The 21,624-nt window shown below is 56.8% G+C and carries 24 protein-coding genes; 13 read left to right on the top strand and 11 right to left on the bottom strand.

All coding sequences use genetic code 11. The features are described from left to right. The gene (locus IPM59_00800) at positions 1–708 is read left to right on the top strand and encodes a zf-TFIIB domain-containing protein (protein ID MBK9214131.1); all 708 of its coding nucleotides are present in this window, start codon (positions 1–3) and stop codon (positions 706–708) included. Continuing rightward, the gene (locus IPM59_00805; protein ID MBK9214132.1) at positions 705–1,724 is read left to right on the top strand and encodes a ThiF family adenylyltransferase; all 1,020 of its coding nucleotides are present in this window, start codon (positions 705–707) and stop codon (positions 1,722–1,724) included. Before IPM59_00800 ends, IPM59_00805 begins: the two co-directional genes overlap by 4 nt. Positions 1,725–1,727: 3 nt before the next feature. Here IPM59_00805 and IPM59_00810 read toward each other — a convergent pair whose 3' ends face one another. Next, complete coding sequence (locus tag IPM59_00810; protein MBK9214133.1) at positions 1,728–2,171, bottom strand: hypothetical protein; 444 nt, start codon at positions 2,169–2,171, stop codon at positions 1,728–1,730. A 204-nt stretch (positions 2,172–2,375) separates the two neighbouring features. On the opposite strand from IPM59_00810, the gene IPM59_00815 reads away from it, so the two are divergent. The 5 genes from IPM59_00815 (at position 2,376) to ispG (ending at position 8,052) form a co-directional block, all read left to right on the top strand. Continuing rightward, the gene (locus tag IPM59_00815) at positions 2,376–3,707 is read left to right on the top strand and encodes an NAD(P)/FAD-dependent oxidoreductase (GenBank protein MBK9214134.1); all 1,332 of its coding nucleotides are present in this window, start codon (positions 2,376–2,378) and stop codon (positions 3,705–3,707) included. Between the two features lie 19 nt (positions 3,708–3,726). After that, positions 3,727–4,911, top strand: a complete 1,185-nt coding sequence (locus IPM59_00820) for a 1-deoxy-D-xylulose-5-phosphate reductoisomerase (GenBank protein ID MBK9214135.1) — start codon at positions 3,727–3,729, stop codon at positions 4,909–4,911. A gap of 89 nt (positions 4,912–5,000) precedes the next feature. Next, a complete protein-coding gene (gene rseP, locus IPM59_00825; GenBank protein MBK9214136.1) occupies positions 5,001–6,365 on the top strand; it encodes an RIP metalloprotease RseP in 1,365 nt (454 codons plus the stop codon). Positions 6,366–6,421: 56 nt separating this feature from the next. Continuing rightward, on the top strand, positions 6,422–6,943 hold the full coding sequence (locus IPM59_00830; protein ID MBK9214137.1) for a four helix bundle protein: 522 nt from the start codon (positions 6,422–6,424) through the stop codon (positions 6,941–6,943). Next, complete coding sequence (gene ispG / locus IPM59_00835) at positions 6,943–8,052, top strand: flavodoxin-dependent (E)-4-hydroxy-3-methylbut-2-enyl-diphosphate synthase (protein MBK9214138.1); 1,110 nt, start codon at positions 6,943–6,945, stop codon at positions 8,050–8,052. Before IPM59_00830 ends, ispG begins: the two co-directional genes overlap by 1 nt. 88 nt (positions 8,053–8,140) lie before the next feature. Here the strand turns inward: ispG and IPM59_00840 are convergent, their stop codons facing one another. The 7 genes from IPM59_00840 to IPM59_00870 form a co-directional block, all read right to left on the bottom strand. Continuing rightward, positions 8,141–8,581 (bottom strand): DUF2752 domain-containing protein, encoded by a 441-nt coding sequence (locus IPM59_00840; GenBank protein ID MBK9214139.1) that lies wholly within the window; start codon positions 8,579–8,581, stop codon positions 8,141–8,143. A 5-nt stretch (positions 8,582–8,586) separates the two neighbouring features. Next, on the bottom strand, positions 8,587–9,630 hold the full coding sequence (locus IPM59_00845; protein ID MBK9214140.1) for a DNA polymerase III subunit delta': 1,044 nt from the start codon (positions 9,628–9,630) through the stop codon (positions 8,587–8,589). Beyond that, a complete protein-coding gene (gene tmk, locus IPM59_00850) occupies positions 9,623–10,255 on the bottom strand; it encodes a dTMP kinase (protein ID MBK9214141.1) in 633 nt (210 codons plus the stop codon). The genes IPM59_00845 and tmk overlap by 8 nt, the downstream gene beginning before the upstream one ends. After that, on the bottom strand, positions 10,252–10,488 hold the full coding sequence (gene hfq, locus IPM59_00855; GenBank protein ID MBK9214142.1) for an RNA chaperone Hfq: 237 nt from the start codon (positions 10,486–10,488) through the stop codon (positions 10,252–10,254). The genes tmk and hfq overlap by 4 nt, the downstream gene beginning before the upstream one ends. 51 nt (positions 10,489–10,539) lie before the next feature. After that, positions 10,540–11,475 (bottom strand): tRNA (adenosine(37)-N6)-dimethylallyltransferase MiaA, encoded by a 936-nt coding sequence (gene miaA / locus IPM59_00860; protein ID MBK9214143.1) that lies wholly within the window; start codon positions 11,473–11,475, stop codon positions 10,540–10,542. Between the two features lie 105 nt (positions 11,476–11,580). Continuing rightward, positions 11,581–12,417: a type II restriction endonuclease gene (locus tag IPM59_00865; protein MBK9214144.1), complete on the bottom strand. Its 837-nt coding sequence runs from the start codon at positions 12,415–12,417 to the stop codon at positions 11,581–11,583. Continuing rightward, on the bottom strand, positions 12,410–13,369 hold the full coding sequence (locus tag IPM59_00870; GenBank protein MBK9214145.1) for an integron integrase: 960 nt from the start codon (positions 13,367–13,369) through the stop codon (positions 12,410–12,412). Before IPM59_00870 ends, IPM59_00865 begins: the two co-directional genes overlap by 8 nt. Before the next feature lie 210 nt (positions 13,370–13,579). Between IPM59_00870 and IPM59_00875 the strand changes: the two genes are divergently transcribed. The 6 genes from IPM59_00875 (at position 13,580) to IPM59_00900 (ending at position 16,904) form a co-directional block, all read left to right on the top strand. After that, positions 13,580–14,251 carry a CPBP family intramembrane metalloprotease gene (locus IPM59_00875; GenBank protein ID MBK9214146.1) on the top strand — a complete coding sequence of 224 codons (672 nt, stop codon included), beginning with the start codon at positions 13,580–13,582 and terminating at the stop codon, positions 14,249–14,251. Continuing rightward, the gene (locus IPM59_00880) at positions 14,203–14,892 is read left to right on the top strand and encodes a hypothetical protein (GenBank protein ID MBK9214147.1); all 690 of its coding nucleotides are present in this window, start codon (positions 14,203–14,205) and stop codon (positions 14,890–14,892) included. The genes IPM59_00875 and IPM59_00880 overlap by 49 nt, the downstream gene beginning before the upstream one ends. 20 nt (positions 14,893–14,912) lie before the next feature. Beyond that, complete coding sequence (locus IPM59_00885; GenBank protein MBK9214148.1) at positions 14,913–15,305, top strand: hypothetical protein; 393 nt, start codon at positions 14,913–14,915, stop codon at positions 15,303–15,305. Between the two features lie 158 nt (positions 15,306–15,463). Then, on the top strand, positions 15,464–15,664 hold the full coding sequence (locus tag IPM59_00890) for a type II toxin-antitoxin system VapB family antitoxin (protein ID MBK9214149.1): 201 nt from the start codon (positions 15,464–15,466) through the stop codon (positions 15,662–15,664). Continuing rightward, positions 15,661–16,062 (top strand): PIN domain-containing protein, encoded by a 402-nt coding sequence (locus IPM59_00895; GenBank protein ID MBK9214150.1) that lies wholly within the window; start codon positions 15,661–15,663, stop codon positions 16,060–16,062. Before IPM59_00890 ends, IPM59_00895 begins: the two co-directional genes overlap by 4 nt. 8 nt (positions 16,063–16,070) lie before the next feature. Continuing rightward, positions 16,071–16,904 (top strand): DsbA family protein, encoded by an 834-nt coding sequence (locus IPM59_00900; protein MBK9214151.1) that lies wholly within the window; start codon positions 16,071–16,073, stop codon positions 16,902–16,904. Between the two features lie 9 nt (positions 16,905–16,913). On the opposite strand, the gene IPM59_00905 is transcribed toward IPM59_00900, so the two are convergent. From IPM59_00905 to IPM59_00915, 3 genes are all read right to left on the bottom strand, one after another. Next, a complete protein-coding gene (locus IPM59_00905; protein MBK9214152.1) occupies positions 16,914–19,169 on the bottom strand; it encodes a hypothetical protein in 2,256 nt (751 codons plus the stop codon). Between the two features lie 124 nt (positions 19,170–19,293). Continuing rightward, complete coding sequence (locus IPM59_00910; GenBank protein MBK9214153.1) at positions 19,294–21,081, bottom strand: SpoIID/LytB domain-containing protein; 1,788 nt, start codon at positions 21,079–21,081, stop codon at positions 19,294–19,296. Continuing rightward, positions 21,002–21,619 carry an SPOR domain-containing protein gene (locus tag IPM59_00915; GenBank protein ID MBK9214154.1) on the bottom strand — a complete coding sequence of 206 codons (618 nt, stop codon included), beginning with the start codon at positions 21,617–21,619 and terminating at the stop codon, positions 21,002–21,004. Before IPM59_00915 ends, IPM59_00910 begins: the two co-directional genes overlap by 80 nt. Positions 21,620–21,624: the final 5 nt, after the last annotated feature.

Below are 21,624 nucleotides of genomic sequence, written 5' to 3' on the forward strand. Positions count from 1 at the left end.
ATGTCTGCTGAGGCACTTAACTGTCCCAACTGCGGTGGCGGCGTCGAGAGCAACGCCGCGGAATGCGAATTCTGTAAGGTCCGGCTAAAGACGGTCGCGTGCCCAAAATGTTTTGGGTTGATGTTCGTCGGCAGCCAATTCTGCGGTCATTGCGGAGCGATCGCCGCCCCGCTCGAGGTCTCGCTTCACGATGAGACCGGTGATTGTCCGCGGTGCCGCCAACCGCTCGAGGTGATGAAAGTCGCCGACACGCGCCTTCGCGGCTGCAATAAGTGTGACGGGCTGTGGATGGACGTGGCGACATTTGAATCCGTGTGCGCCGAGCGCGAACGCCAATCTGCGGTTCTGGGATTTCTCGATGACCGCACCGTCCGCGGGGTGCCGATGACAAAGGTCGCGTACGTGCCCTGCCCCGATTGCGGAGAACTGATGAACCGTAACAATTTCGCCAAGGCGTCGGGCGTGATCGTCGATATCTGTCGTGATCACGGCGTATGGTTTGACGCTGACGAACTGCCGTCGATCATCGAGTTCATTCGTAAAGGCGGCATGGAAAAGGCCCGCGATCGGGAGCGAATCGAACTCCGCGACGAGCGTGATCGCCTCCGCGACCAGCAACGTCAACAGGCCGCGATGGACGCCCGTTACGGCGATATCGGCGAGCGTGACGGCATTCGCAGTTTTGTGCAGTCGCTATTCGACCTATGAACGAGCGATACAGCCGGCAAATTCTCTTTCCAGAGATCGGCCACGAAGGCCAAGAGAAGCTTCTTAATGCTCGCGTTTTACTCGTCGGCTGCGGCGCTCTTGGCTGCGCACAGGCCGAGATGCTGGCACGCGCAGGCGTCGGCCACTTGAGGATCGTTGACCGCGATTTTGTCGAGTTCAGCAACCTCCAGCGACAGACGCTTTTCAAAGAATCCGACGCCGCTGAACGCCTGCCAAAGGCCGTTGCGGCTCAAACGCGCATCGCCGAGATCAACTCCGAGATCGCCGTCGAGCCGCTCGTAGCCGACATTAATAATTCAAACGTCGAATCGCTCATCGACGACGTCGATCTCGTGATCGACGGCACCGACAATTTCCAGGTTCGATACTTGCTCAATGACGCCTGTGTCAAACATGGCCGAACCTGGATCTACGGCGCCGCCGTCTCAAGTTACGGGACAACGATGACCGTCCGCCCGCACCAGACGCCGTGCTTGCGATGCATCTTTGACGAAATGCCCGACGCCGGTTCGTCGCCGACCTGCGACACCGCGGGCGTGATTATGCCGATCATCGCCACCGTCGCCGCCACGCAGGTCGCCGAAGCACTAAAAATTCTCGTCGGCGATCTCGATTCGCTGCACGCCTCGCTGATGCAATTCGATCTCTGGGCCAATGATAGGCAGCGAATAAAGCTCAGCGAACCCAAGCCAGACTGCAAATGCTGCGGCAAAGGCGTTTACGAATTCCTCGACGCCGCCGCACAGGAATTCTCCGCAGTCCTCTGCGGCCGCAACGCCGTCCAGATCGCCCCGCCGTCGAGCACAAAGATCGATCTCGCCGAACTCGCGTCACGTATAAGTTCTGTCGCAGCCGTAAAGCAGAACGAATATCTGGTTAGATTCGTGACTGGCGAGAACGAAATGACTCTGTTTGCTGACGGAAGGGCAATAATCAAAGGAACCGATGATATCTCGGTTGCCCGTTCACTCTACGCTCGATTTGTTGGAGTGTAACAACTAATCGCTCTCAAGCCAGATGATATCCGCGCGATCTTTCGCCCGATTCATGGTTCGTTTGTTCTGAAGCAGATCGGACTTTGCTATGACGGGGATCTTCAGCCCGTCAAACTTAACAAACAACCGACTTGGCCACGCATCGTCAAAATCGATCCCGTCAACCGCGTTAATTACATCGATTCGATAGGGTGGCATCCCCATCTGAAAAACCATGCCCGGAGTCATCAGGTCTTCTTTCTTCAGATCAAAAAGCGGGGCCCCAAAACTAACCAGAGCTTTCCATACGCGTTCGGCATTCTCCTCGGAGATGCGGATCCATAGGTCAAAATCGCCGGTTCCACGCACAAAGCCATGAAACGCGACTGCGTAACCGCCAACGACCATGAACTCAACTTTTTCTTCGGAAAACGCTGACAGTATGTCGATGAAGTTCTGGTTCAGCAACCCGTTTCTCCCTGAATTCGTAAAGGCTTCGCGATAGTTCCCACGTCATTTCAAAACGCTGTTCGGGAGTTGTCGACGTACGAAGATCACCAGCATCGTCGCTTTCGTCGAGCGTCGTGACCTTCGTGGGCATTTGGCTTCTATCGACAAGGTTCATATGCTTATTATATCACGGTTTCGTTGATATATTTGGGCATAATACGGATGAAAGCAACCCCCAAAATCGTGGTAATCGGCGGCGGCTTCGGCGGGCTTTGGGCGGCGAAGGCGTTGGCCAACAAGCCCGTCGAGGTCACGCTGATCGACCGCAAGAACCACCACGTATTCCAGCCGCTGCTGTATCAGGTCGCAACGGCTGTGCTGAGTCCGGGCGAGATCGCACAGCCGATCAGGCGAATTTTGGCGAAAGCGAGGAACGTCGAGGTCATCCTCGGCGAGGCGGTGAATTTTGACAAAGAAAGACAAAAGGTAGTTCTTGCCGACGGCAGCGAGATCGGCTATGACTATCTGATCGTCGCGGCCGGTGCGCGGCACGCCTACTTCGGCCACGACGAATGGGAAACATCAGCTCCGGGGCTGAAAACCATCGAGGACGCCGTAGAGATACGCCGCCGCGTCCTGCTGGCATTCGAACTTGCCGAGCGTGAGGCGTATCTCACAGGTAAGCAAAAACAGCTCAATTTCGTCGTCGTGGGCGGCGGCCCGACGGGTGTCGAGCTTGCCGGAGCGATCGCGGACATCGCCCGAAAGGCGTTGGCGAATGATTTCAAGGCCATCGACACGCGGAAGGCCAACGTGATGTTATTCGAGGGCTCGGACAAGATACTCGGCACGTTCGGAAAGGACCTTTCGGCTAGTGCAAGAGAACAGCTCGAATCCCTGGGCGTTGAGGTTCACCTCAACGGTTTTGTTACCGACATCGAGCCCGGACGAGTCCGTGTCGGCGACAATTGGGTCGAATGCGATGTCGTTCTCTGGGCCACCGGCGTCGCCGCATCGCCGCTCAGCAAGGCATTAGGCGTTGAGACCGATAACGCCGGCCGCGTCGCCGTCGAGAGCGACCTTTCGATCAAGGGCTCGCCCAGTATCTTTGTGATCGGCGATATGGTGCATTTGCTGCAAGAGAGCGGCGAGCCAGTCCCCGGCGTCTCGCCCGCTGCGATGCAAATGGGCGAGGCCACGGCGAAGAATATCCTCAACGAGCTAAAAGGGAAGCCCCGCGAAAACTTCGTCTATTGGGACAAAGGCTCGATGGCCACCATCGGCCGCAAAAAGGCCATCGCGCAGGCCGCCGGGATGAAATTTCGCGGCATTATCGCCTGGTTTATGTGGCTGTTCCTGCACGTTTATTTCCTGATCGGCTTTCGCAATCGACTCGCCGTGATGTTCGCGTGGTTCTGGGCTTACCTGACGCGAGAGCGCAGCGCACGGTTGATCACCGGCGACGCCCACGAGTTAAAAGACGCGATGAATTTCATACAGGCAACGCAAGTCAAGAAACCGGCTAAGAAAACCTCCAGATCAGCAGGTCTGTGATAACCTGTCGTTTGCGATTATGAGGCCCGTTTCCATCCTTGGCTCCACCGGCTCTATCGGCTGCAGCACGCTAAAAGTGATCGAACATCTCGGCGATATTCGTGTCGTCGCGATGGCGGCCGGACGGAATATGTCAAAATTCGCCGGGCAGATCGCCGAATTTCGGCCCGAACTGGTGTCGTGCGACGACCAGACCTGTGCCGAGGAACTGGAACGCGAACTTCACGCACGTGGCGTCGTTCCGCCCAGTATCGAGTTGAACACAGACGGTATGATCGCCGTCGCGACGCACCCGCAGGCAGAAACAGTCGTATCCGCAACGGTCGGAGCGGTCGGCTTCTTGCCGACACTGCGAGCGATCGAGGCGGGTAAACGCGTTGCTTTGGCCAACAAAGAAACGCTCGTGATGGCCGGCGAATTGATGACAAAAGCTTCTCAGGCATCCGGCGCGGAGATATTACCGGTCGATAGTGAGCACAACGCCATTCACCAGTGCCTTCGTGGCGAGAAGCGTAACGAGGTCAAACGCCTCGTTCTCACCGCCTCAGGCGGCCCCTTTCGCACATGGTCAAAACAGCAGATCGCAGCCTCAACACGCGACGAGGCCCTCGCTCATCCAAACTGGGACATGGGCGACAAGATCACGATCGATTCCGCAACGCTAATGAACAAGGGGCTTGAGGTCATTGAGGCCAAATGGCTTTTTGGCTTTGACGCCGACCAGATCTCGGTCGTGGTGCACCCGCAGTCGGTTATCCACTCAATGGTCGAGATGATCGACGGCTCGGTCATCGCTCAGATGGGCGTGACCGACATGAGTCACCCGATACAATATGCACTCACGTATCCCGAACGCCGCGCGGGATGCCTGCCGCCGCTCGATCTCGCCGGGGTGGGCCGATTGGAGTTTGAGGAGCCTGATGTCGAACGCTTTCCATGCCTCGATCTGGCCTACACGGCACTTCGCACCGGTGGGACGATGCCCGCCGTTCTGAACGCGGCCAATGAGGTTGCGGTCAGGGCATTTCTCGACGGCCGCTGCACTTTGCCCGACATCGCCCGAGTGAATGAGGCCATAATGTCCGCTCACGAACCGATCGCAGCGGACAGTATCGACACAGTTCTCGCGGCCGATGGCTGGGCGAGAAGCGCCGCCGCCGAGGTGCTCGCGGCCGCCGCCGGTTCGGCTGCGATACCTGCATGATTGACCTGTTATCTCAACGGTTCTAGACTTTTTATGACAACTCGCGGTTGCGACGCGAATTCTAATAGCCGAATGAGGCAGTTTTCTTGATGAGCGATATCCTTATTTCGATTCTTGCGATACTTTTTGTGCTCGGCGTGGCGATCAATATCCACGAGCTCGGCCACTTTTTCGTCGCGAAATTCTTTGGCATGCGCGTTGAGGCGTATTCGTTTTTCGGCCTTGGCCCACGGCTGTTTGGCATCAAGGTCGGCCACACCGACTATCGCGTCTCAGCCATACCGCTCGGGGCCTACGTAAAGCTCTACGGCGACGAATCCAACGCCGGGCTCGAAGGCAAAGACGATACCACCGAGCCGGTGCCCGAAGGTGAGCTTTACGAGCTTCGTCCGCGATGGCAAAAATTCCTCGTGATGCTCGGGGGGCCGTTTATGAATATCGTACTGGCGTTGGCGATACCGTTCGGCCTCGCCCTCGCGTATGGTGTTCCGTCAAATCCGGCACCGATCGTCGGCTTTGTAAAGCCCGGCGGCGCAGCCGATGTGGCGGGCATCAAGCCAGGCGACAGGATCGTTGGCTTTGCCGGGATCGAAAGCCCCTCGTGGGACCGCATCGAGGACGAGGCTCTCCTCATCCCCGAAAAGCAGGTTCCGATCATAGTCGAGCGCGCCGGACAGCGGACTGATCTCACGATTGCGCCAACCAAGGTCACCGAAAAGGGTCAATCGGGCGGTTTCCTCGAAATGACGCCGGACGCCGGCACCGAGCCTGTCGTCGTCGGAAGTATCGATCCGACGATGCCCGCTGCGTCGTCAGGCATTCAAAAGGGCGACTGGATCACATCGGTCAACGGAAAGCCCATTCGCAACAGCCAGGAGATGAAAACGCTCATCGGCGAGGCAAAGGACCAGCCGATCAACCTTGTGATCAATCGCGGCGGACAGCGTGTTGAGATCGCGACGAACGCCGTGCAAAAGGACGAAGACTGGCGTATCGGTATTGCTTTCGACCCAACACTGATGAACACCCGCGACAGCGTCGGCATCGTCGGCGCGGCTGTATGGTCGGTGGACCAGAATTTGCGGATCCTGCGTATGACCGGCCGGGCACTGGGCCAGGTCGGCTCGGGTGAGCGTTCGGCACGCGACACCGTATCGGGCCCGATCGGCATCGGCCAGATCATTGTGACGACGGTATTCGCCAGCGGATTTCTCGGCCTGCTGTCGGTGCTGATGGCAATTTCATTGAGCCTCGGCGTGATGAACCTACTGCCGATCCCGATGCTCGACGGCGGCCAGATCATGGTGCTCGGCATCGAGAAAGTGATGTCCTGGTTCGGCAAGACCTTGTCACTGGTCGCACGCGAACGCATCCAGCTTACAGGCCTCGCGATCGTCCTCCTGCTGATGGTGACCGTGATGTTCTTTGACGTGTCGCGGTTGATAGGAAAGTGATCGACCCTTTTTCAAATTTCAAATTTGAGATCTGAAATTTGAAACAAAGCACGAGAATGAAGTATTCAACATTCGAAGACCTTCCTGTCTGGAAAGCGGCGATCGATTTTGCCGTGAGGGTCTTCGAATTCACGGAGAAAGTTGATTTCCGAGGTTTAGGAGATACCAAAAATCAACTTGAGCGGGCAGCCTTGTCGATCTCGAACAACATGGCCGAAGGATTTGAACGAGGCACAACGGCTGAATTGATAAACTTCCTCTACATCGCCCGCGGTTCTGCAGGTGAGTCCCGGTCCATGCTGCGGCTGTGCGAGCAGCAAAGCCGCTTCTCAGATCTCAGATCTGAAATTTCAAATTTGATCGGCAAAGCCGTCAATATCTCAAAACAACTGCACGGTTGGATAGACTCGCTGAAGAATTCGGATATCAAAGGTGTTAAATTCTACAACGAAAAAGAAAAGGCGCGACGGAGACGGTCGAAAGAAGACGAAGAATTCGACCGCGAGATGGCCGAGTTCAAAGCGAGGCATGAAAATTGGCTGATCCGGCGGCAGACGGACCCGAACGCGATACTTTAATGGGACGAAATACAAGAACAGTCAAGGTCCGTGACATCCATATCGGCGGTGGTGCACCCGTGGCTGTGCAGTCGATGACAAAGACTGACACGACCGATGTTGACGGCACCATCAAGCAGATCGAGGAAATGGTCGAGGCAGGGTGTGAGATCGTTCGCATCGCCGTGCCCGATGACGACGCGGCGGCGGCGATGTATGAGATCCGTAAACGCACCGAGGTGCCGATCGTTGCGGACATACATTTTCATTACAAGCTCGCCTTGAAAGCCCTTGACGCGGGCATCGACAAGCTTCGCATCAATCCCGGCAACATCGGCTCGATCGACCGTGTTCGCGAGGTCGTGCGGGCAGCAGAGGCGAGGAAAGTGCCGATTCGCATTGGCGTGAATGGCGGTTCGCTCGAAAAGGACCTGCTCAAGAAATATGGCTCGGCGACGCCCGAGGCGATGGTCGAGAGTGGCATGCGGCACATCCGCATCCTTGAGGACCTCGGCTTTTCCGACACGATCATCTCATTGAAGGCGTCTGACGTTAACCGGATGGTCGCCGCCTATCGGCTGATGGCAGGAAAGGTCGATTATCCACTGCACCTGGGTGTGACCGAAGCCGGCACGCCGTTTGGCGGCACGATCAAATCGGCGATCGGCTTAGGCATCCTTCTGCACGAGGGCATCGGCGACACGATCCGCGTCTCGCTGGCCGCCGAGCCGCACGAGGAGGTTCGAGTCGCGTGGGAAATACTCAAATCTCTCGAACTCCGCAAACGAGGCGTAACCGTCGTCGCGTGTCCAACCTGCGGACGGCTCGATATCGACAACTTCGTCGAGATAGTAACCGAGGTCGAACGCCGCCTCGCTCATGTAGAAGAGCCGCTCCATCTATCGATCATGGGCTGCGCGGTAAATGGCCCCGGCGAAGCACACGACAGCCAGCTTGGCATCACATTCGGCCGCAATGTAGGGATGATATTCAAGGACGGCGTTCCGATGCGCCGTGTCGCCGGAGACGATATCGTGGAAGAGTTTGTCAAAGAGGTCGAACTGTTGCGCAAACAAGGTTCGAATGCCACGCCGGCGGCCGCCGAAAAACCGCTCGTCCAGATCACGTAAAGACAGATTCACCACAAAGATACGGAGGGCACAGAAAAGCCATCATTGTTCTGTTCTCAGTGCTCTCTGTGTCTCTGTGGTGAATTTCCTATGGATAAAGGATCGTCAACGGCCACCACGGCAGGTTTCGCAGCACGCCAAAGACAAGGAGCACGATCACAAAGCCGGCCAGGAACTTCGGAGATGTTGGCCACATCGGCAGCCCGCGGCCGCGAATGGCCGTGAGCAGCAGCGATACTCCGACATAGCCAAATATCACCGCCCAGAACGGCACGAGCAGGTTAAAGTCGATCGCCGGAATGACATCGCCATGAAAGAGGGCGTGAAATCCTCGGGTGAGTCCACAGCCCGGGCAGGCAAAGCCGGTCATCGAATACAGTGGGCAGAGAGGAAAGAAAGTCGACTGGGCCGGATCGAATGCGGCAACATAGCCGGCTCCCACCGCACCGCCGAACACAGCCGCGCCCGCCGTCACGCGTTCGACCGTGGGCGATATGCCAAATCCAGGAAAATTCTCCTGCAGCTGCATCGTATTCAGACTTTGCCGGCGGCCATGGCGGTAAATAATGCGTCCGTCGCAACGCGTCTATTGATATTCACCGACAAATTTCGCCTAAGCTCTTCAATATCCGCGAGCCATGACGCAAGGTCGGCGCGGCCGGAGCGTTCTGCCATCTCCGCAATGCCGATGGCGATATCGCCATTGACGATCTGCGACGCCTCGCCGCCGTACCGCAGCCTCCATACATCGTGAATGACCGATTCCAGAATATCAAGGTTTTCCTCAAATCGTTCCTTGTTCTTCGCGTCGTTCAGCCCCTCAGAGAAGCGGATCATCGCTGCGTTGTCACCGGCTGTGATCGCATTGCGAATGACATCGAGCATCTTGCTCCGTCGCTCGCGAAACTCCTCGACCTTGACCGCAAGTGCCCGTCCGACGCTGCCTCTCGACAGGCGGGCCGCGAGTCGTGCCTCATCAACCGGGAAAGCCCGATCCTCGACCAGGAACCGCTCGATCATCTCGGTCTCGACCGGAGCAAACCGAAGTATTTGGCAGCGTGAGCGAATGGTCGGCAGCAACGCATCAGGCCGGGAGGTCACGAGAAAGATGTATGACGTCGGCGCCGGTTCCTCGAGTGTCTTTAGGAGCGCATTCGATGCCGCATCATTCATCTTGTCAGCATCATCAATGACAAAAAAGCGTACTTGCCCCTCGAAAGGCCTGAAGTTCGCTTCCGCCTCCAGATGGCGGACGGCATCAACGAGGATGTTCCGGTTGTATGGCACCACGATGCCAACATCGGGATGCTTGCTAAAGATAACCCGCTTGTGAGCGTCTTTGTCATCCGGCTTGGGAAAGACGAACATCGGGATACGGGAACAGACGGGACAATTACCGCAGCCCTCGCCGGCCTCCGGCGTCTTGCATAGGAACGCCTTGGCGATCGCCAAGGCAAACTGCCGTTTACCGACCCCTTCGTCACCGGCAAAAAGCAGTGAATTCGGCAATCGCCCGGCACCCAGCAGCCGGTGCAAACGGAGTTTGGCCTGCTCATTCCCTATAAGGTCGCTAAACATCGAGCATGGTGAGAACGACATTGGCCGCTCGTTCGTGGATCTCAACCGGCGTTCCTAAGGCGTCAACGACCTTGAAGCGGCCCGGTTCGCGTTCTGCAATGCCGAGATAGGCATCACGAACGCGAGAATAAAATTCGGCGGTCTCATCGTCCATGCGATTCCGCTTCGTATGGCCCTCGTCGCGGCCTGCCATCCTCACGATCGCTGTCTCGACCGGAATATCGAAGAACAAGGTCAGGTCCGGCCTCAGGCCGTCCGTCGCCAATTCGATCACCTGCTTGACCTTGTCCTCAGAAAAGCCGCGGCCTGCTCCCTGATACGCAAACGTGGCGTCAGCGTAGCGATCAGAGATGACGATCTTGCCCGCGGCCAGCGACGGCCTGATCAGCTGCTCGACATGCTGGGCACGGTCCGCGGCAAAGGACAGCAACTCCGCCATCGGAGCCACCGTCTCGGTCGTCTCAAGAAATGCCGCCCGCAATGCCACTCCCAACGGCGTGCCGCCCGGCTCACACGTTGTCACAACATCATAGGCGCGCTCGCGCACCGTAGCCGCCAGCATTCCCATCTGCGTGGATTTGCCGCTGCCGTCGATGCCCTCGAGCGTGATAAATCTACCTTTCAACTGGCCGGGGGCTCCGGAGCGGGGCGACGCTCGTGTGATATTGAGGAGATCGCGTGTTTGAATATCAGCACGTCAGGGCCGCCGACATCGAGCAGGACCGAGAACTTATCAAAGCTCTTGATCCGCCCGGCGACCGTTGCGCCCTGAAGCAGATGGATCACGACATTGACCCGTTCGCGCCGGGCCGAGTTCAAAAAGGCATCCTGAATATTCTGGGCAGCCTGCTTTTCCATGGTCCTCCCTCAAATAGATTATTTTTTTGTCAATTATAGCAGATTTGGCGGTCAGGACAATCGCTCTGCCTCGACGAGGCACTGAAGGCGTTCCCGCACAGCTTTGTCAGCCCCAAATCCATCCAGCCAATCGGCATCCGCCTCTCGCCTGAACCACGTCAATTGCCGCTTTGCATAATTGCGAACGTCCTGTTTTGACTGATCGACGGCTGACTCAAGGTCGCGTTCGCCCCGCAAATATTCGCACACGCGTCGATAGGCATGGGCCCCGAGTGCGTTGGTATCGTCTCTAACGCCTGCCGCACGCAATTGTTTCACTTCATCCACCAGCCCGGCAGCAAAATGAGCTTCGGTCCGTGCGTTGATCTTGTCGTAAAGCTCGTCGCGAGGCGGATTGAGCACGAAGAGCCGTATCCGCGACGCAAATTCGGGCGGTGCGGCCCGATGAGGCTGTTTTTCACTTATCCGTTCGCCTGTTTGGAAAAAGACCTCCAACGCACGTATCACGCGAACAAAATCCCGTGGTTCAAGCCTGTGAGCCGCGTCAACATCAACGCGTTCCAGCATCTCGTGGAGATGCTCGGCCCCGTGCCGCTTCTGTATCTCACGCAGCCGCTCACGCAGCGTCGCGTCTGTCTTCGGACTGTCAAACAGCGGCTGTCGCAGCGTTCTAAGATAGAAACCTGTGCCGCCGACAAGTATCGGCGTCGTCCCCCGCGATTCGACCTCAACTATTTTCGCCGCCGCATCTCGCGCCCAGTCCGCCGCAGTGTAATTGACTCGCGGATCGACGTAATCGATCAGGTGATGCGGCACGCCGCGTTTCTCTTCGTCGTTAGGCTTTGCGGTGGCTATCTTGATCCCTTGATATACCTGAACGGAATCAAAATTAATGACCTCACCGCCGAGATGCAGAGCCAGTTCAACCGCAAGGGCCGTCTTGCCCGAACACGTTGGCCCGGCGATAGCGTAGATACGTTGGGACACGAGTTTTAGACTACCACGAAGGAAACACGAGGTATCGGGCAAAGCCGAGGGCCAAAACGAAGCCAAGAAAGACGAGAGCTCCGATAACCTGTTGCTTGGATAATCTCATTTTGCGTCAAATAACAGTGCGGGATTTATCTTGAACTGCAGCATTTTGGCCGTCTCGCGGCCACCGTCGCCGCCCTTTCGCTGCATAGTGATACGGCCGATCTTTAGGTTGCCGGTGCGGGTGATCTCGATCTTGCCTTCGCCGTAGAATTTGATCACGTCGTCTGTATTACGCAGCGTCCATTGCGTATTTACGGCCGGTTTGAACGCGACCATGAACCACGACGCGGCATGCGTCCCGTCACCCTTGAACAGGTCCGAAACGATCTCGTCTCGGTTGGTGGTAAAGAAATCTACAACAGCCTGTCTTGCCGCATCATCCAACTCGTTAAGATACATCCGTTTAGGATCACGGCCTGATCTCAACGGCGGCGTCTCGCCGACAAACAGCCTCAAGGCCGCAACGACGTCCGTCGGCATCCGCCACATCTTTGCATACGTCGCCAGCCACCGTTTATCTATCTGATTAAAGCCATTCGGATTGCTCACGAGCTTGATCGAGATGCCCTCGACCTTTTCTCCGGCTTTTGTCTTTACACGGACCTCGACATCAGCCTTTTCACCATGCGGCTTGGCGGCGAGGACATTCTCAATTTTACTTAGGTCGTGATTCATCGCTGCAAGCCACTTCTTCGCGTCCTCATCCGTCTTCCAGCTATTGAACTTGTCCCGTATCTCGTCCTCATTCCGAAAGCCGCCTTTCGCCGTCCGCGAACCCAACTCCGTCGCATCGCCCTGATCTAAGCCACGCTCCGCCGCCTGGCCAAACGCGTGTCCGGCCAACAACAGCATGACTGCCAACGCCAGCAGCCCGATACGCTTGCGATCAATCATCGAGCGGACTCCGGACGAAGTTTTTATTTTGCATCACGTGAGTATAGATCTGAGTGGTCCGCACATCCTTGTGGCCGAGAAGTTCCTGAACGGTGCGAATATCATAATGATCTTCGAGCAGATGTGTTGCGAAACTGTGGCGAAAGGTATGACAATTTGCGTGTTTGTAGATCCGTAGTTTTTCGAGAGCCCGTTTTACAGCCTGCTGCGGAGTGCTTTCTGCGGTATGATGCCGCCTGACGACGCCATCCTCGCGCGTCGGTGAAAGCTTCGCGGAAGGAAACACGTACGTCCACGCAAACTCTTTATCGACTTTAGGGTATTTGGCCTTTAGCGCGTACGGCAACAATACAGACCCGAATCCGTGCGACAGATCTTCTTCGTGAAGCAATTTTACGCGCTCCAAATGCCGCCGCAGATCTTCGCTGAGGGCTTTAGGCAACATTGTGGTTCTGTCTTTGGCACCTTTACCGTCACGCACGATGATCTGGCCCATTTCAAACTCGACATCCTTTACCCTTAGCCGCAGCGCCTCGCTCAGACGCAAACCGCTTCCGTATAGCAGACCAACGATCAACTTTGTCGGCCCTTCCAGCTCGTTAATAATGTCCTTTGCCTCTTTCGGCGTAAAAACCGTCGGCAGACGCGCGGGCCGTTTGGCGCGTAAAACGCCCTCAATGACCGGAAGTTCGATCTCTAAAACCTGCTTGTAAAGAAATAAGATGGCGTTAAACGCCACGTTCTGAGTTGAAGCGGCAACATTCCTGTCCACGGCCAGATGTGTCAGATAGTCCCGCACCTCGGTCACGCCCATGTCTTTCGGATGTCTTTTATTGTGAAAAAGTATATACTCGCGAATATATCCAACATATGCCCGTTCTGTCTTGTGGCTCAGATGCCTAACCCGCATCACATTTCGAACGCGGTCAAGTAATTTTGGCGGATCTGACATAAGTTATTATGCTTGATAATACTTCGATTTTTGAGTATTATCAATGGCGATGTTGTTAATCAATAGTTGGGTGGCGCCACAACTAGGCCGTAGAATCGGATAGCACCTATGGAGCAACCGGCTGATTTCATTCGGCGTGCACCACTACCGAGCTTTATTGCACTTGCGTTCCTCTTCACATGGGCGCTCCTGCCGTTCGCCGCGGAGTGGTTGCCGGCTAGCCTCCTGGCACTTTGCGGGCCCGCAGTCGCCGCATGGGTCGTGACGGTTGCGGACTCCGCAACGGAGAGAAGAAATTTTGTCGGACGCCTTCGCTGCTGGCGTCTTCCGCTTAGGTGGTACATTGCGGCTCTGCTACTGCCTCTCGCGATCTCGGCGTTGAGGAGTGTCTCAGAGCTGTTCCTTGGAGCTACGGGGCCGATACAACCACAGCCCGTCTCCACACTGGGTCTGATCGTGTTTGTTCTGGTCGCCGGCGAGGAGATTGGGTGGCGAGGCTTCGTATTGCCTCGGCTCCTGAGCCGATTCGGACGTTGGTACTCAAGTGTCATCTTGGGGGTCATCTGGGCCCTCTGGCATCTACCCCTTTTCTACATCGACGGCATGCCTCAGCATGGCAACCCGTTCGCCGCCTTTATTGTTTATACCTGCGCACTTTCTGTGATTCTGACGTTTCTTGCTGAACGTACCCGAGGGAGTGTCCTTATCGCGACTTTGTTTCATGGAGCCGTCAACACATTTGGCTTCACGACTGTGGCCGCTGGGCCGGACCTGAGAGGGTGGTCCAATGCCGTGTCGTACGGGGTCGTCGCAATCGCAATCGGAGGCTTGGCATGGGGTCGACACCACACTCGTTCAGCCAGAACCTCGAAGGCGGCATGAGCGAAATGCGGCTCCCTCCGAGTCTCGGCGGCGCATCGATGTCGATCCGCCGGCTCGTCGGACTTGGTGCGATTGTGGCTCCCACACTCCATTCCATCACCGACCTCATGGAGTGGCTGCAGGGCGGGTTCTCCCCAGTCCAGCTCTGGCTGAACTATTTCGCCTTTCTCTTGGTGCCTGCGGTCCTCGTCGGTCTCTACGCGGTGCAACGCCCTCGAATTGGTCGAATGGGTCTTGTCGGATCCCTGCTCTATGGCTTCTCGTTCATCTACTTCGCACACTCCACGCTGCATGCCTTAGAGGCAGGGGTGCAGACCTACGAAGGCCTGTGGGCGGAGTTAGGGTGGCTTTACTCTCTTCACGGCGCTGCCATGATCCTCGGTGGCGTCCTGTTCGGGTCAGCCGCCTTGAAGGCCAGCGTGTTCCCTCGATGGACGGTCTGGCTGTTCCTGCTAGGCCTCGGCCTCAACCTCCTCTTTGCGGTGATACCGCTTGCAGAAATCTTCCAGACCCTCGGCACGACGGTACGGAATATCGGACTGGTCGGGATGGGGTTTGCCACGGGTGGCGGGGCCAAACTAGTGCACAAGGACGCCACCCAACAACAGCATGCAGCTGACGGCGCTTCGCGCCGCAGCTGATGCTGAGCGTTGGGCACAACATGGCAATCGCATACCTTACACACATGATTTCGAGCGGTGCCGGGCGCATGAATTGGAGCGTCTCTTTCCGTCGCGGCGAGGATCCGTATGGTGCGTCGATTACTTTGGAAATCCCCGAACCTGTATTGATCCTGGAACTTGAGGGCTCCATTCCAAAGAGTGAATTCGTCAAGCCAGATTTATCGGTTTGTGGCTGTCAGCTTGCGGAAGAATCTCTCCTGTCAGCATATCGCCGATATGGCTCCGCGCCGTCTGTGGAAATGGTCGCCCAACGCTCGCTGCTGATCTATCGCGTGCCAGGCGCTTCGAACGAAACGGAACTTGTCGCGAGTGCAGAAGAAATTGCAGGCGAGTCTTTCCGCTACCATTACGTCAAACGTCCGGGTGCCTAACAAAGCGTTGGACGCGGAGTCGCCGATCGCGTCGTTCCTGAAGTCGATGTTGATTGGCGGCGGCTTGGTCAAAGCGGTCGTTGGGCACCCACGTCAACGCCGCCGTTGACCTTGCGATGATCCATCGATATTGTGTAGCATATTGTGTGGAGAATTCTATGGCCACGAATCTTGCATTAGATCCGAGCTTAATAGACCGGGCACTCACCCTGAGCGGTGAGCGCTCGAAGAAGGCGGCTGTAACGCTCGCCCTCAAAGAGTTTATTGCCCGCCGCGAGCAGAAACGCATCACCAAGCTATTAGGCCGGCTCGAATGGGATGAGCGTTTTGATCACAAGGCCGAGCGCACTCGTCGGTGAGCCTTTTTGTCGATACCAGCGTCTGGTCACTCGCGCTTCGCCGTGATGCTCCGCCCGACGATCCAAAGGTTGGCATGCTTCGCAAGGCCCTGCTTGGCGGAGAGACCATTGTAACCGCGGGCATAGTTCTTCAGGAACTATTGCAAGGTTTCAGTGGGCCGAAGGATCAGGCCCGAATTATCGAGCATTTTCAGGCGTTGCCGATAATTAGTCCAAGTCGTGAGACTCACATCCAGGCGGCAATGCTCCGCAATAAGTGTCGGCGCGACGGCGTCCAGCTGGGAACTATCGATGCCCTTTTGGCCCAGCTTTGCATAGAACATGACCTTGCGATGCTGACCACGGACAATGACTTTGTGCACGCGGCGCGCTTCATTCCGCTGCAACTCGCACTTTGACCTCGTCGATGAAGAATCTCTTGCTTTCTCATACGCTGTTTCCTGCGGGGATATTCCTGGCCCTGCTATTGGGTGTGTTGCCCGCATTCGCTCAAACGAATGGCCAGACATCTGCAACGCCGGCCTCGTCGCCTATTCCCGCCACTGAACGAGCCAAGATCGAAAGCGTGATCCGCGAATATCTGCTCAATAATCCCGCTATCCTGCGCGAGATGATCGATGCGTTGCGGGTCAAAGAGGAGCGTGAAAAGGCAGAGGCGGCATCGGCTAGTCTGACCAGGCTGCGGCCGCAGATACTGAATGATGCCGATTCGCCGACAGGCGGCAACCCGGACGGCGACCTTACGATCGTCGCCTTCTTTGACTACAACTGCGGTTACTGCCGCAGTAATCTGCCCGTGGTCCGCGCGCTGGTCGAGCGCGACAAGAAGCTCCGCGTAATTTATAAGGAACTACCGATACTCGGCCCGCAGTCCGAGAAAGCCGCTCTCGCCGCGCTCGCTGCACATCGACAGGGCAAGTACGAAGCGTTTCACGACGCGCTCTTCGCCGGCCGCGCGGTCAGCGATGCCTCCATCAAGGCAATTTCCGACCGCCTCGGCCTCGATCATACTCGGCTTACCAAGGACATGGCCGACCCAAAGACCTTAGCCGCCATCAATCGCAACAAGGCCCTGGCTCAGGTCCTCGGTATTAACGGAACGCCCGCATACATCATCGGCACACAGATCATTCCCGGCGCACCAACCGACGAAACCCTCGAAACCGTGATCACCGAGGAGCGGGCAAAGCTCCCAAGAGCAGCAAACGAAAAGCCGTCGAGCGGCCCTGAGCAGAATTAGTACACCACCTCAGTTCGAAGGGATCTGAACGTCCCACTTGTCGCCGCCACCGCAGCCGATAACTCTCGGAACATTTGGTGAGTCAGGCAAGAGAATTCCCCTGTTGGTTTCTGTACCGGCCATCACGAATCCATTGCCGCCTTGGTACAGATGCATCCATCCAATGTAGTCGGGTTGGTTAAGACCGGGCAGCGAATGTTTCTGGATCTTTGTAAAAGTCAGCGTAAGATCGATGGACTTTCCAAGTTTCAACTCCGGTATTGGGTGGCGCACCTGGACGAACGCTTCACCGGACAAGAGTCCCGGCTTTGCCTTCCAGCCCCCGAACCAGCCGCCCTTGAAATTATTTTGTAGATTGACGACTGCATATACGCTGCACGTAGGCAAAGCGAAATCAGGGTCCGGCTTTACTCGCCTGACGCGAACAATGATGTATGACGGTTCGTAAACTGAGCCGGTCGCCGGTTTAATGTCAGTGCCCGGATATGCAGTGAAGCACGGCAGCGGCAGCCTGCCGTGCTCTTTAGCTGTTTGTGCATCGCCGCAGTCGGGTTCTTTTCCATCTTTCTGTATCTCTGCAAGAATTTTGTCGAGGCCCTGCTTGTACCACTTGGCAAGTTGGGCACGCATCTCGGGCGTGCAGGCGCCGCCCTGACTCTCGAAACTGTCGCACGAGAATTCGACCGCCGCATCAACGACCTTTCCTTTTCCCATCTCTTGAAGCGCCGCGGTGTCGGGCAGAGATGGGGGGACGCCGGCCGCCGCTAATCCAACCGAGATCGCAGTTCCCGCAAGCTGCTTTGCCGCATCCTTGCAGTCGTCTTTCGCTTTCTTCCCAAGCCAGTGACACGGCACGGTATTGGCAAACTGCGTAGCGAGATACGACTTGGCTTCGTCATAAAAGTGAGCGAGCCCGTCGTAGGCTTTGACCCAACCCGTCACACCTGTCTCGATCCATCCCCAGGTCGTCTTTTCCTGGGTCGAAGGATCAATCGGCGGACAATATGATCTGCCAGGCTGATAGGGAGCTAATGGGTGAGTAAACTTCTGGTAATAAGGATTCTTTACGACGACGATGCAACCCCATCGATTAGGATCGGGGAAAATAACCGGCCGGTGTTTGAGCAGCTTTACCTCAAACACGCTGGCCTTTGCCCGCATTGCCTCGGTCTCCGCTTTAATTCTGGCTGCCGATGCGAAAACGGCTGCGACGTCGATATTACCGTCCCGGCCGCCACGCGCCAGCGTGACCGTGGCACTCGGAGATCCGACCGGCTGGCCCGCGGCATCGAGCAGAACGATGCGTATGTAAAGACGCGGCGACGCCAATAGGCCTCTGCCCGTCGGAAACCATGAACTAATATCGACCTTAAAATCCCTCGTCTCACCTGATGGAGGAACGCTGTCAGGGACTGGCTTTATGCCGACAATGCCCGGCGGTGACAGCGGTGCGTCATTTGATGACGGTTCCTGGCTTGATGCCACGAGCACCGCGCTGTGGGCTCCGGGAACATTTGCGGACCATCGAAACGACCAGAGCCATTTCGTGGTGCTCGGCCCATACACGGCGTCCTTCACATAAACCAATGGAGCACCGTCCACCGTAAAGATCCCATTCCAGATCTGCAGTGTCGGGCGTAGGCTGATGAGTGCCGGAATGATGGTCCGAGGAGGTGAAGCAACTCGCGTCGGCTCCCGTGCAGGAGAAACAGCCTCGGTCATCATCAGCCGCACACGATCGATTCCCACTAAATAGCCGCTCGAACTTCGATCTTTTCCGGTGATCTTGACGCTCAGTTTGTGAGCGCCCGAACGGAGATCAAAACCACCAATATTGATCGGGCCAGAATGAACGACATTCGGCGCGAAGCCATTAAATACGCCGCCGGCACGCCGGCCGTCCACCTCAAATTGAAGCTGTCCGTAGTCAGGCGCACGCGTCAGTTCCAGTTCGACCGTGTATCGGCCCGCTGTCGCCACATCCAAGTTCAGATCGAGCACAGCACCAGGCTCGCCGCCACCCCAGAATAACTGCGCGTTGCCGCTCCAGCCTTGTCCAAAATCTGACATCGGCTGTGCCGTAACATTTCCACCTCTCGCGATCGCTTTCCCTGATCTGACGAGAGCTTCGCCTTCGTAAACGCCCGCGTTTGACCGAATCGGCTGGGCATCTGCGGACTGAGCTATCAATAGCACAAGGGCCTGCAGGACTATCACAAGCGGAATCGATGCGAGACGAAAGGAACTGTTTTCCTTCCCGTCCATATGCTCCTCCTTGTTCCCCCGCAGGCCCCCGTCTGATCGACGCCCTACGCCATATTGAAATCGTACTCCCTGCGCCATGAGGCGGCAAGGTCCTATTCTATTATCTCTGTCATGAAACGGACGGCTAATACGACCTTACAAGATCGACACCTGTGTAGTAATGCCGGATGATCGCGTCGTATTTAACGCCCATTTTGGCGAGGCCAAAGGCGCCGTATTGGCACATGCCGACGCCGTGGCCCCAGCCTCGGCCGGTGAAGGTGTAGCTTGAGACGGTCGAGCCGTTGTAGCGTTTGTTCATTACGAATAGCTGCTCGGGCAGGCGAAGCGCGGAGCGTATCTTGCCGCCTTTCAACGTTTTAACGCCATTCGAGCCGATGATCTCAAGCTCGATCGGGCGGCGTGAATAACCGACCTTTTTGACGTTAATGTCATAAAGCGTTCCGATCCCGCGGACATAGCGTGATAGACGCGACTGCACGGCGGAGGCCGAGACCGTCTTGTTCCAGTATTCCCACGGCGACATACGCTCGGCCGTGGTGGGCGTGTCGGTCGGCTCGACCTCGAGATACTTTACATCTCCGGCGGTGTCGAGTTGATAGCGGACCTGCTCGCCGCCGACGAGCGCGGCCTCGCGGACTGGATAAGTCTGCTCACCAAATTTCCTGAATAGGAATACATCAGGCCGAACGATCAGTTGCCTGACGCTTCTACCGCTCTTGAGCACCAGTTTGCCATCGACACTCGGTTGCGATTCGGCCGTAAGCATCTCCGGCATCCATTTTTTCTTGTCAAGGATCTGGCGGATCAACCGAAGCATCTTGGCCCTCGAGAACGGCCTGTTCGGCTGCAGCGTCAGATCGGGCCTAATCGCGAAATAGCCATCACGCAGCAATGCCGCGACGTCGGCCCGACGGTCGCGCGGTATCTCAGCCGCATCGTCAAACGACAGTTGATAGTTGATGTCCGATTCGGTCAGCAGAGTATCATTTTGGCCTAGAGAATAGACAAAACCGGCGATAATGCGGGCAAGTTCTACCGGCTTGGCCGAATCGCGGTTCACGTTTGGATATGTCTTGCCAAACTTTGCAGCGAGATTATTGAGCCAGTTAGACATCTCGCTCTCTGTCGGCACATCTTCAAACCATTCGTCGTTCATCTGCCCGGTCGATAGCTGATAACCATTCGACGCGAGCAGCGCCATCAGCCGCGTAAGCTCAAGATTGCCCTCGTCGCGGAGCTTCGCCGGTATTCGCGAGGTTTTGATCAGGAACGGCTCAAAGTGCCTGTGCCCCTCGAGCGAGCACTCGACGCCCTTGAGATACGGCTCGCCTTTCTCAAATATATTCCCGCCGTCCTCGGTTCGCCCGCCGCAAGTCGATGTGTAATAAGCAACGATCGGCTTGCCGTGATACGTCGCCACGACGCCGCGAGTCTCGCGGACGGCCTGTGTGCCCATCTTTGTCTCGATCGATACACCCTTGTAGACCTGTGAATAAACAGTCGGCACCATGTCGAATCCCTGATTGCCGTAGCCGCCGATATTCGCTATCGCATAGGTCCGAGCGGCAACCGCCTGTGCCTTTTGTGCTTCGAGCGCCGGCAATCCCAGTTCAGATGGGACCACGCCCAAGAGGTATTCCTCGAGCGGAACGACGTTAACGACCGTCAAACGACCGCGCGAATTGACGAACACCTCGATCTTGCCGCGATATGCCTTGCCATTGAGGCGAACCGGATTCGCTCGCTCATTGAGCGAGCCAAACGCCACTGACTTGAGCGACGAAAAACTTCCCGACTCGACCGGTGCATTTACGATCACCTCGCGCAGGTTAGGATCGATCGCTCCTGTCACCGGCAATGCCGAACCGGTCGCCTTGATCAAACTCCGGACCTCGCTGCGGCCCGGCATTCTTCATCTGCTGCGACAGCGCAACCGCCTCGGGCGTAACAACCGCCTTTTTTTCGACCACGACGACAGCGTCATCAAAATCCTTTTCCGCAAGCCTCGCCTTTAACGCATCGGCCTCCTCGGCCGATTCCTTGACCGAACCGACCCATACCTTCCACAAATTCGACGCCGGATCGACGCTTGCGATAGCTGTCTCACCGGTCGCCTCGCGTATGTCCTTTGCCAGATCGTCTGCGTCGCCCCGCGTCGGAAGCCCTTGAAACTCGATCCTGTAATCCTCGGTCTCCGGCGGACGATACGCCCTCGCCGATACCGTCACCCGCGTCGAAGCGATCAACCTCGGCTGCTCGTCGGGGCTTACAGCCACCAACGACGAATCACCCGTCGTGATCGTGACCGAACCCGCATTCGTCGCCAGCCCGATCCGTATCAGCGGCTCTGACGACAGCCTGAAATACTCAAAAGCAGTGTTCGCCGCAGCATTCTGGGCGGAGAGGGACGCAAGGACGGAAAAGATCAATGCGACGCGGAATTTCATGCCCC

Origin of the sequence: Chloracidobacterium sp., assembly GCA_016715795.1 — a bacterium.
GTDB lineage: Bacteria > Acidobacteriota > Blastocatellia > Pyrinomonadales > Pyrinomonadaceae > OLB17.

Bases quoted from the DNA above. Each gene is read 5' to 3' on its own strand.
- IPM59_00800 (MBK9214131.1), top strand. From the start codon at position 1: ATGTCTGCTGAGGCACTTAACTGTCCCAACTGCGGTGGCGGCGTCGAG.
- IPM59_00805 (MBK9214132.1), top strand. From the start codon at position 705: ATGAACGAGCGATACAGCCGGCAAATTCTCTTTCCAGAGATCGGCCAC.
- IPM59_00815 (MBK9214134.1), top strand. From the start codon at position 2,376: ATGAAAGCAACCCCCAAAATCGTGGTAATCGGCGGCGGCTTCGGCGGG.
- IPM59_00820 (MBK9214135.1), top strand. From the start codon at position 3,727: ATGAGGCCCGTTTCCATCCTTGGCTCCACCGGCTCTATCGGCTGCAGC.
- rseP (MBK9214136.1), top strand. From the start codon at position 5,001: ATGAGCGATATCCTTATTTCGATTCTTGCGATACTTTTTGTGCTCGGC.
- IPM59_00830 (MBK9214137.1), top strand. From the start codon at position 6,422: ATGAAGTATTCAACATTCGAAGACCTTCCTGTCTGGAAAGCGGCGATC.
- ispG (MBK9214138.1), top strand. From the start codon at position 6,943: ATGGGACGAAATACAAGAACAGTCAAGGTCCGTGACATCCATATCGGC.
- IPM59_00840 (MBK9214139.1), bottom strand. From the start codon at position 8,581: ATGCAGCTGCAGGAGAATTTTCCTGGATTTGGCATATCGCCCACGGTC.
- IPM59_00845 (MBK9214140.1), bottom strand. From the start codon at position 9,630: ATGTTTAGCGACCTTATAGGGAATGAGCAGGCCAAACTCCGTTTGCAC.
- hfq (MBK9214142.1), bottom strand. From the start codon at position 10,488: ATGGAAAAGCAGGCTGCCCAGAATATTCAGGATGCCTTTTTGAACTCG.
- IPM59_00865 (MBK9214144.1), bottom strand. From the start codon at position 12,417: ATGATTGATCGCAAGCGTATCGGGCTGCTGGCGTTGGCAGTCATGCTG.
- IPM59_00870 (MBK9214145.1), bottom strand. From the start codon at position 13,369: ATGTCAGATCCGCCAAAATTACTTGACCGCGTTCGAAATGTGATGCGG.
- IPM59_00880 (MBK9214147.1), top strand. From the start codon at position 14,203: ATGGGGTCGACACCACACTCGTTCAGCCAGAACCTCGAAGGCGGCATG.
- IPM59_00885 (MBK9214148.1), top strand. From the start codon at position 14,913: ATGGCAATCGCATACCTTACACACATGATTTCGAGCGGTGCCGGGCGC.
- IPM59_00890 (MBK9214149.1), top strand. From the start codon at position 15,464: ATGGCCACGAATCTTGCATTAGATCCGAGCTTAATAGACCGGGCACTC.
- IPM59_00900 (MBK9214151.1), top strand. From the start codon at position 16,071: ATGAAGAATCTCTTGCTTTCTCATACGCTGTTTCCTGCGGGGATATTC.
- IPM59_00905 (MBK9214152.1), bottom strand. From the start codon at position 19,169: ATGGACGGGAAGGAAAACAGTTCCTTTCGTCTCGCATCGATTCCGCTT.
- IPM59_00910 (MBK9214153.1), bottom strand. From the start codon at position 21,081: ATGCCGGGCCGCAGCGAGGTCCGGAGTTTGATCAAGGCGACCGGTTCG.
- IPM59_00915 (MBK9214154.1), bottom strand. From the start codon at position 21,619: ATGAAATTCCGCGTCGCATTGATCTTTTCCGTCCTTGCGTCCCTCTCC.